The organism is Staphylococcus sp. EG-SA-2, from assembly GCF_017152085.1.
Window position 1 is genome coordinate 1 of the sequence record NZ_JACYHC010001326.1, and the last position, 9190, is coordinate 9190.

Below are 9190 nucleotides of genomic sequence, written 5' to 3' on the forward strand. Positions count from 1 at the left end.
AAAATGATTTCTTCAAAATACTTCGCATTAATAAAACGACGAACGGTTTCACGGGCATTTTCATAACCATCAGTTGCCAATGATCCTAATGTATGAACACCACGATGAACGTTTGAATTATAACGCTTGTAGTAATCCTCTAAAACATTTAACACTTGCATAGGCGTTTGACTTGTCGCTGTTGAATCAAGATATGCTAAACGTTTGCCATTGACTTTTTGATCTAATATCGGAAAATCCTTGATTACTTCATTAACGTCAAATGAGTGTTCGGCCACTTCATTCACGACCTTTCTTAAATAAAAATCCTAATCATTTAAATACTGACGTTGTATTAGTCTTATACCAATATCGACAGTCTATATCTATTACAAACTTTTATTTTCAAAATATTATTTAGAAACTTTGCGTTCAATTACTTCTCTCAATTGACGTTTAACGTCTTCGATAGGTAATTCACGTACTACTGGATCTAAGAAACCATGTATAACAAGACGTTCCGCTTCTCTTTGAGAAATACCACGACTCATTAAATAGTAAAGTTGATCTGGATCAACACGACCTACTGATGCAGCATGACCAGCTTGTACATCATCTTCATCAATTAATAAAATAGGATTCGCGTCACCACGAGCATGTTCAGATAACATTAATACACGTGATTCCTGATTAGCAATTGATTTAGTTCCACCATGCTTAATGTAGCCGATACCATTAAATACAGATGATGCATGTTCTTTCATAACACCATGTTTAAGGATATAACCATCTGTTTCTTTACCATATTGTACGATTTTAGATGTTAGATTAATTTTTTGTTCTCCTGTACCTACAACTACTGATTTAAGTGAACTTGTTGAACGATCACCAAATAAATTTGTTGTATTATCAATAATTTGGCTACCCTCATTCATTAAACCTAGTGCCCAATTAATTGAGGCATCCGCTTCAGTAATACCACGTCGAATGATATGACCTGTAAAGCCTTTATCCATATAGTCCACTGAGCCATATGTGATATTTGAATTTGCACCAGCAATCACTTCAGAAATAATATTTAATTGATTTCCTTCACCAGATGCATTTGATAAGTAATTTTCAACATATGTGACTTCGGCGCTTTCTTCAGTAACGATGATAACATGGTTATAAAAGCTTGCATTTTTGTCGTCGTGCAACACAACGTATTGTACTGGATGTTCTACAACTACATTTTTAGGAACATAAACAAATACGCCACCATTAACTAATGCCGTGTGTAGCGCTGTGATACGATGTTCATCTACTGTTACTGCATCTTTCATAAAGTGCTTTTGTACTAAATCACTATGGTTCATAAGAGCGTCTGCTAAACCTTCAACGATAACGCCATCTTTCGATGCATTATCATCAACTTGTGTGTACGCAATCGTATTATTATGTTGAATTACTAAGTTTTTAGAATGATCTACGTCAATAATTTCTCTTACTGACTCAGGTAATTGTGATAAAGATTGATAAACATCACCTTTTACATCGTGTTGTTTAAAAGAATCAAAATCCCATTTTCTTAATTTTGTTTTATCAGGTTTTGGCATTTCTAAAGTTTCTGTTAATTTCAAAGCTTTTTTACGTAATTCTGTCATCCAAGAAGGTTCATTGTGGGCTTTAGAATAATCAACAAGTTGTTCTTCAGAAATGTTCAAAATATCAGTTGTCATAACTTTTTCCTCCTACTTGATGAAATTTACTATTTCGTATAAATGTTCATTTTCATCATATATAGATGAACATCTCATGGATACTGTATTAATAAGATTATTCAGCTGAACCGAACTCTTCTTTAACCCATTCATATCCTTCTTCTTCAAGACGTTTTGCTAATTCTGGACCACCAGATTTAACGACTTTACCAGCATACATTACATGTACTTTATCAGGAGTAATGTAATTTAATAATCGTTGATAGTGTGTAATCATTAATGCACCAAAGTTTTCCCCACGCATTTGGTTAATACCTTTAGATACAACTTTTAATGCATCGATGTCTAACCCTGAATCGATTTCATCTAAGATTGCAAACTTAGGTTCTAACATCATTAATTGTAAGATTTCGTTACGTTTCTTCTCTCCACCTGAGAAACCTTCATTTAAATAACGTTGTGCCATGTCTTTATCTATGTCTAGAAAATCCATGTTTTTATCTAATTTCTTAATAAATTGCATTAAGTTGATTTCTTGTCCTTCTTCACGTTTCGCATTGATTGCTGAACGCATGAAATCAGCATTTGTAACACCTGTAATTTCTGATGGATATTGCATTGCCAAGAATAATCCTGCTTTTGCTCTTTCATCAACTTCTAATTCTAAAATATTTACACCGTCTAAAAGTACTTCTCCTTTAGTTACTTCATAGCTTGGGTGTCCCATAATTGCAGATGATAAAGTTGATTTACCTGTCCCGTTTGGTCCCATAATCGCATGTATTTCATCAGTGTTAATTGTCAAGTTAACACCTTTTAAGATTTCTTTATCCTCAATAGACACATGTAGGTCTTTGATTTCTAATGTTGATGCCATTTTATATTCCCTCCGTAAAATATAAAGTTTTCTTAACTAGTTTATAATAATTTTAATTTGTAGTCAAAAAGACTTTGTAATAATGCGTTCAGTTAATTATAACTTACTTATACCTTAATATAAACAACTTAAACCCTTTTTATTATTTTTAATAACTCTAAAGTACAACTCTAATCCGCTCTCTTTAAAAATATAAATGATAATAAGTGCACATAATTTCTCAATGGATTTTATGAATTTAAAATATGTTATCATTTCACTAGGACATTTGTAATATGGTATGATGCTATTTATGATTTTATTCCAATCGTTTGAAAGGAGTTATTCATGCAACAATTTAAATGGATTAATATTCTAAAAGGTTTTGCTATGGGAACGAGTGACTTGGTACCTGGTGTTAGCGGTGGGACTATCGCATTATTGTTAGGTATTTACAATCAATTTATCGCTTCAATTAGCGGCATATTCTCACGACGTTTTTGGCCAAGTTTTACATTTTTAATCCCCATTATAATTGGAATGTTACTGGCAATGGGATCACTAAGTAATCTTTTTAATTATTTATTAAGCCAACACCATATTCCAACTATGTTTTTCTTTGGTGGATTAATCATTGGTATCGTTCCATATTTATTGAAAATTTCTAACTATAAAACGTCATTTACAACTAAACATTACATGATGGTTATAGCTGGTATCGCTATCTTAATTGTTATTACATTAATGAATAATGGTGATAAACATGCTGGAGAAACGCTTACTCTATCAACTGGTCTTATTATTAAATACTTTATTGCAGGTATGTGTGCATCTAGCGCTATGTTACTCCCAGGTATTTCAGGATCATTTATGTTATTAGTATTTGGCGTCTATGGTACGGTCATGCTAGCAATATCTGAAGTTGTTAAACTTAACTTTACCGGTCTTCCTATACTACTTGCAGTCGGATTTGGGGTGCTTGCTGGATTCATTATTTCAAGCAAAATTATCCAGTATTTCCTAACACATCATAAACTAATGACTTTTGCATTAATCATTGGTTTTGTTGTTGGCTCCCTCTTTGCAGTATTTCCAGGTTTACCAACTAATATCGTGATGTGGTTCGTTTCATTAGTAGTATTTATCATCGGTTTTATTGTAAGTTTGACTTTAGGTCGAATTACCGCTGAAAATGAATAATCATTTTAGGGGTGATAAAATATATTCAGTATCTCGTTAATCATATGCAATATATGTCTCGTTTTGTATACATATTATTGGATATCATTAGCGAGTTTTTATTTAGTTTTTTTCTAACATTAAAATAATTATTAATAAATTTTGGTATCCACTTTTTTAATACAAAAACCACCTAGCCGATGGTTATACCGACTAAGTGGCATGTGCAGTGTATTAGGAATAAAAAAGTAAAATTACTCGCCTTTGTTACCTTTTACTTTATCAATAAAATCAGTTGCTTTTTCTTTTGCATTTTCAACGAATTCTTTCGCTTTACCAGAAGCTTTATCTTCTTTACCTTCGTTTTCTAAATTTTTATTATCAGTAACATTACCTACTGTTTCTTTAACATTACCTTTTGCTTGTTCAAATTTACTTTCGTCTGCCATAATAAATGCCTCCTCGGAATAATTAAATGTTATATATAATACTTACCCACTGAAAAATTATCTAAACATTTTACTTAAATAATTTTTGATATTGATTTGACGTCATTTTATAACTAGCGAAATAGATTCATCATTAACTTGAGGGAGTGGGACTGAAATAATAAAGAATCACTAATGATTTATGATGTATTAGTCACTAGCCATGTGAAATTAAAAATAAGAATAAATGAGTAGCACGCATGCATATAGGATTTTACTTTATCCGTAATAGCATCTCATTCCTAAATATCATATAAATACCTGTTTAAATTAAAAAGCCCAGCAACATCACGTTACTGAGCCATTAATATGATTTATTTAGCAGGAATAACTGCACCGTTGTATTTTTCATTAATGAAGTCTTGAATATCTTTAGATTGTAATACTTCAATTAATGCTTTGATTTTCTTATCATCTTGATGTCCTTCTTTAACAGCAATTAAGTTTGCATAAGGATTATCTTTCGCACTTTCTACAGCAATAGAATCTTTTTTAGGATTTAGTTTTTGTTCGATTGCAAAGTTCGAATTAATGATAACAGCATCAGCGTCTTCATTTTGATAAATTTTAGGTAAGAATTCTGCTGATTGTTTATTATTAAACTTAATATCTTTTTTATTCTCTGTAATATCACTAAACTTAGCATCTTCAATTTTTACGCCTTTTTTGATCTTAATTAAACCTGCATCAACGAAGAATTTTAAGAAGCGTCCTTGTTCAGCTGGATTATTAGACACATAAACTGTCGCACCTTTTGGTAATTCTTTTAAACTTTTATACTTTTTAGAGTATACAGCCATAGGTTCTAAGTGAACATCACCGGCACTTACGATTTTGTAACCTTTATCCTTTTTCTCTGTGTTTAAATATGGTGTATGTTGGAAATAGTTTGCGTCAATTTCACCTTTATCTAGTAATTTATTAGGCGTAGTGTAATCGTTAATTGTTTTAATATCTAGGTCATAACCTTTTTTCTCTAATAATGGTTTTGCTTTTTCTAAAATTTCAGCATGTGGTGCTGGTGAAGCACCTACTGTTATTTTCTTATCGTCACTGCCACTTTTGTTTCCATTACCGCAAGCTGCTAATACAACTGCAAATGTTAATACTAAAATAAGACCAAATAATTTTTTCATAAAATGAACCCCCCAATTTATCGTTTATCAAGTTTATTTGTAAGCCAATCCCCAATGAATTGGATTATAAATACAATAATTAAAATAAAAACAGTTGATACTAAAATGACATCATTTTGATTTCGAGTGAAACCTGTTAAGTATGCTAAATTTCCTAAACCACCGGCACCAATTACACCTGCAACTGCTGTTGAACCAACTAAAGCGATTGCTGTAACTGTAATGCCAGACACTAGCGCTGGCATGGCTTCAGGTAAGAGGACTTTACGAATTACTATCCAAGTATTGGCACCCATTGACCAGGCCGCTTCGATGACACCTTTATCAATTTCTTTAAAAGCAATTTCTACGAGCCTTGCATAAAACGGTGCTGCGCCAATAATCAAGGCTGGTAACGCACCTGTCGGACCACTTATCGTTCCAAGTATCAAACTTGTAAATGGAATTAATAATAAAATTAAAATAATAAATGGTATCGCTCTAAATAAGTTAACAATGAAAGAAACGATAGAATAAAATAACCTTGCACCGATAGACTTACCTTTAGCAGACAAGAATAATAACACACCTAAAATAAGACCGAGTATAAATGCAAATATAGTTGAGACGACTGTCATGTATAGTGTTTCGACTATTGCAGTCCAAACTTCTGGCCACTGAATATTAGGCATTGTAATCATTTCATTTATAATTTCACTAAATGATTTACCCATGTCTTAACACCTCCATTTTAACTTGTCGCTCAATTAACTCTTTTTCGAATTTTCCGAAATCTACACTTGAAATATATGGAATATGCAGAACTAAAAAGCCGACTGTTCCATTTTTTGTATTTTTAATATTTGCTTCTAAAATATTAATTTTAATATCATAGGCAGTTGATAGACTCGATACAATAGGCTCGGTTGTTGTTGAACCAGCGAAAACTAATCTAACGATATAAGCATCTTTTTCTAATGGCTCTAATTCTGTTAAAGATGTTTCGAAATCATCATTTAAATCTTCTTTCACAAATCGTTTTGTCACAGTGTGTTGCGGATTTTCAAAAACCTGTGTCACCGGTCCATGTTCTATCACTTTACCACTTTCCATAACTGCAACTTCATCACAAATACGACGAATGACATGCATTTCATGCGTAATTAGTACAATTGTTAAATTTTGTTGTTCTCTAATTTTTAGTAGTAGATCTAAAATTTCATCTGTTGTTTGCGGATCAAGTGCACTTGTTGCCTCATCACAAAGCAAGACCGTTGGATCATTAGCTAACGCTCGTGCAATCCCAACACGTTGCTTTTGTCCACCTGATAACTCTGATGGATAAGCCTTTTCTCTACCTTTTAAACCGACGAGTTCGACAAGTTCTAATGCTTTTTGCTTAGCTCTCCTTCTAGGGACACCTGCAATTTCAAGCGGAAACATAATATTTTTTAACACAGTCCTTGACCATAACAAATTAAAATGTTGGAAGATCATACTTACTTTTTGTCTTTTTGCTCTTAATCCATTTTTGGACAATTGACCTATATGGTCTCCATCTATAATAACTTCACCTGATGTAGGCGCTTCTAAATGATTAAACATTCGAATCAAAGTACTTTTTCCTGCTCCAGAAAAACCAATGACGCCATAAATCGATCCTGCTCGAATCGATAAATTAACGTGATCTACAGCAAGGACTTCTTTATTTTTAGTCCGATATTCTTTAACAACTTCTTTTAATTCAATCACGTTGATTCCTCCCTGTGTTGCTTAATAAAATAAAAAATGCTTTCTCAATATCGATAGAAAAATTGAGAAAGCAATAGTAGTATTGTTTCTCTCATCTTCAAAAGTTAAAACTTTATGTGAATTGGCACCATTTCTATATAAGACGGTTGCCGGGCTTCGTAGGGCACATCCCTCCACCACTCTCGATAAGAGTTTACGCATCATTTAATTTGTATTAATCCTAACACCTTAGTAAAATTTCGTCAATAACTATTTTAAATTTTCTAACAAATCAGTCACCGATTTAAATGCATAAATTCGTTTTACTTCTTTATCTTTATTCATCAACAATAAAATCGGCGTAGACATGATTTGCATATCTTTACAAAACTGAGGATAAAAGTTTAAATCTATTTTCAATAATGGTAACTGCAATATTTCATTAGCAATGTCTAACATTCTTTCTGAAACCTTACAAGTACCACACGTTGGTGTATAACCAAAGATTAAATGTTTGTCTTCCTCATAAAATGTAGTTACATCTTTGATGTCTAATGAATTATTCATTTACTAAAACTAACCTTTCATTATTTATATTCGGTAAAAGAGGTGTTTCTTTCTTACAAGTAAAGCCATGTTTTGAAAGTACATGCGCCAAATATTGTTTGGGGCAATTCGCAACTTGACAGTAAGTTTTATCAATAAATATATGTTCACTTTCACTCAAATAACGTTTAAACCAATTTCTAATTCGATCTCCTTCGTCATCAGAATCGGCTAATACAAAAACTTGTTTATCATACAGTGATTCTATCATATCATCAAGCTTATCTATACTCATTGTTCCATGAGTACAAATAATATTGACTGGTTCTGCAATAACCTGTTGCACCCTTTTTTTATCAGATTTTCCTTCAACAATTATCACTTTATTTACAATAGCCATCATCATCACCCTTTAAAATCAATAAACATCTGTCACTGTATCATTTCACAAAATTGGTATGAATAAAACATAAATCACAAAAAATTTAAACTAGCTTAATATAATAATTACAAACTCAATGTTTGACTAGCTGGAACATTTAACATAAGCAGACAAAGGCTAAGTCAAAAATCAACATCCTAAAATCTACAATGTTATATTAACAATAGTTAACCAAAAGAAAATACACCTATAACAAACTTTTCAATTATAGCGGGGCCCCAACACAGAAGCTGGCGGAAAGTCAGCTTACAATAATGTGCAAGTTGGGGGCCCCAACATAAAGAAATACTTTTTCTTTAGAAATTAGTATTTCTTATGCATGAGTTTTACTCATGTATTCCTATTTTTAAATACACATTAGCTGTGGCTTATGAAAACAGGCTGGGACATAAATCAATGTTCTATGCTCTACGAAGTTATATTGGCAGTAGTTGACTGAACGAAAATGCGCTTGTAACAAGCTTTTTTCAATTCTAGTCAGGGGCCCCAACACAGAGAATTTCGAAAAGAAATTCTACAGGCAATGCAAGTTGGGGATGGGCCCCAACAAAGAGAAATTGGATTCTCAATTTCTACAGACAATGCAAGTTGGGGTGGGACGACGAAATAAATTTTGCGAAAATATCATTTCTGTCCCACTCCCTAGATTGATCTATAGATACTACACTTATTAAAGTAATATATTTTTATGATTCTCTTAGCTGCAATCCCATGAATACATGTAATCATCAAACTTCATAGCCTCAAGGTCAGTAGATTTCACTAAGATATTGGCAATACCTAAATCACCCCATATAATCGAAGAATTACCATCTCTTGTAGAATCAATTTGCAGTAAGACTCTATCATACATTTTCAGTTCTTGATCGTTCGTTCTTGGATCTATTTGGTCAAAATATGGATAACCACCAAGTTGATTAAATGGCTCCTTAGCAGTAAATGTGTTACACACAGGTTCCATTAATTCATCATATCCACCAAACATCGATTTTAGCGCGAAGGATGGATTGACTTTATTCCACAATGCAAGCACGTCCTCATCGTACTTATAATCAGTACATGTAATAGTTTGTTTCGACAATCTAAATTCTATAGAAAATGCTCCACTGAACGGGATATCCTCATTATCAGCATCTAATGACTTCAAATGC

11 protein-coding genes and 1 riboswitch are annotated in these 9190 nt (G+C 32.5%); of the genes, 1 reads left to right on the forward strand and 10 read right to left on the reverse strand.

Translation table 11 applies throughout. The features are described 5' to 3' along the window. From IDG60_RS21160 to sufC, 3 genes are all read right to left on the reverse strand, one after another. On the reverse strand, window positions 1-287 hold a 287-nt coding region (locus tag IDG60_RS21160; protein ID WP_206161165.1), incomplete at its 3' end, for an aminotransferase class V-fold PLP-dependent enzyme. 105 nt (window positions 288-392) lie between these two features. Beyond that, on the reverse strand, window positions 393-1700 hold the full coding sequence (gene sufD / locus IDG60_RS21165) for a Fe-S cluster assembly protein SufD (protein ID WP_000205567.1): 1308 nt from the start codon (window positions 1698-1700) through the stop codon (window positions 393-395). 97 nt (window positions 1701-1797) lie between these two features. After that, window positions 1798-2559, reverse strand: coding sequence for a Fe-S cluster assembly ATPase SufC (sufC, locus tag IDG60_RS21170; RefSeq protein WP_000168845.1), 762 nt, complete (start codon window positions 2557-2559; stop codon window positions 1798-1800). Between the two features lie 327 nt (window positions 2560-2886). Here sufC and popT point away from each other — a divergent pair, with 327 nt between their 5' ends. After that, window positions 2887-3738 carry a polyprenyl-phosphate transporter PopT gene (gene popT / locus IDG60_RS21175; protein WP_001183854.1) on the forward strand — a complete coding sequence of 284 codons (852 nt, stop codon included), beginning with the start codon at window positions 2887-2889 and terminating at the stop codon, window positions 3736-3738. Between the two features lie 233 nt (window positions 3739-3971). On the opposite strand, the gene IDG60_RS21180 is transcribed toward popT, so the two are convergent. The 7 genes from IDG60_RS21180 to IDG60_RS21210 all read right to left on the reverse strand — a co-directional run. Further along, window positions 3972-4166, reverse strand: coding sequence for a CsbD family protein (locus IDG60_RS21180; protein ID WP_000752917.1), 195 nt, complete (start codon window positions 4164-4166; stop codon window positions 3972-3974). A gap of 353 nt (window positions 4167-4519) precedes the next feature. After that, window positions 4520-5341 (reverse strand): MetQ/NlpA family ABC transporter substrate-binding protein, encoded by an 822-nt coding sequence (locus tag IDG60_RS21185; RefSeq protein WP_000732324.1) that lies wholly within the window; start codon window positions 5339-5341, stop codon window positions 4520-4522. Between the two features lie 17 nt (window positions 5342-5358). Further along, complete coding sequence (locus IDG60_RS21190; RefSeq protein ID WP_000520231.1) at window positions 5359-6054, reverse strand: methionine ABC transporter permease; 696 nt, start codon at window positions 6052-6054, stop codon at window positions 5359-5361. Then, window positions 6047-7072, reverse strand: a complete 1026-nt coding sequence (locus IDG60_RS21195; protein WP_000571213.1) for a methionine ABC transporter ATP-binding protein — start codon at window positions 7070-7072, stop codon at window positions 6047-6049. Before IDG60_RS21195 ends, IDG60_RS21190 begins: the two co-directional genes overlap by 8 nt. A gap of 88 nt (window positions 7073-7160) precedes the next feature. Continuing rightward, window positions 7161-7264: riboswitch (SAM riboswitch) on the reverse strand. A 57-nt stretch (window positions 7265-7321) separates the two neighbouring features. Beyond that, window positions 7322-7618 carry a thioredoxin family protein gene (locus IDG60_RS21200; protein ID WP_001065801.1) on the reverse strand — a complete coding sequence of 99 codons (297 nt, stop codon included), beginning with the start codon at window positions 7616-7618 and terminating at the stop codon, window positions 7322-7324. Then, window positions 7611-7997: a toprim domain-containing protein gene (locus tag IDG60_RS21205; RefSeq protein WP_001018962.1), complete on the reverse strand. Its 387-nt coding sequence runs from the start codon at window positions 7995-7997 to the stop codon at window positions 7611-7613. The genes IDG60_RS21200 and IDG60_RS21205 overlap by 8 nt, the downstream gene beginning before the upstream one ends. Before the next feature lie 739 nt (window positions 7998-8736). Next, a partial coding sequence (locus tag IDG60_RS21210) for a DUF1963 domain-containing protein (protein ID WP_206161166.1) occupies window positions 8737-9190 on the reverse strand: 454 nt, incomplete at its 5' end.

What these genes read in the sequence shown, in the direction of transcription:
- sufD (WP_000205567.1), bottom strand. Translation starts at nt 1,700, where the DNA reads ATGACAACTGATATTTTGAACATTTCTGAAGAACAACTTGTTGATTAT.
- sufC (WP_000168845.1), bottom strand. Translation starts at nt 2,559, where the DNA reads ATGGCATCAACATTAGAAATCAAAGACCTACATGTGTCTATTGAGGAT.
- popT (WP_001183854.1), top strand. Translation starts at nt 2,887, where the DNA reads ATGCAACAATTTAAATGGATTAATATTCTAAAAGGTTTTGCTATGGGA.
- IDG60_RS21180 (WP_000752917.1), bottom strand. Translation starts at nt 4,166, where the DNA reads ATGGCAGACGAAAGTAAATTTGAACAAGCAAAAGGTAATGTTAAAGAA.
- IDG60_RS21185 (WP_000732324.1), bottom strand. Translation starts at nt 5,341, where the DNA reads ATGAAAAAATTATTTGGTCTTATTTTAGTATTAACATTTGCAGTTGTA.
- IDG60_RS21190 (WP_000520231.1), bottom strand. Translation starts at nt 6,054, where the DNA reads ATGGGTAAATCATTTAGTGAAATTATAAATGAAATGATTACAATGCCT.
- IDG60_RS21200 (WP_001065801.1), bottom strand. Translation starts at nt 7,618, where the DNA reads ATGAATAATTCATTAGACATCAAAGATGTAACTACATTTTATGAGGAA.
- IDG60_RS21205 (WP_001018962.1), bottom strand. Translation starts at nt 7,997, where the DNA reads ATGGCTATTGTAAATAAAGTGATAATTGTTGAAGGAAAATCTGATAAA.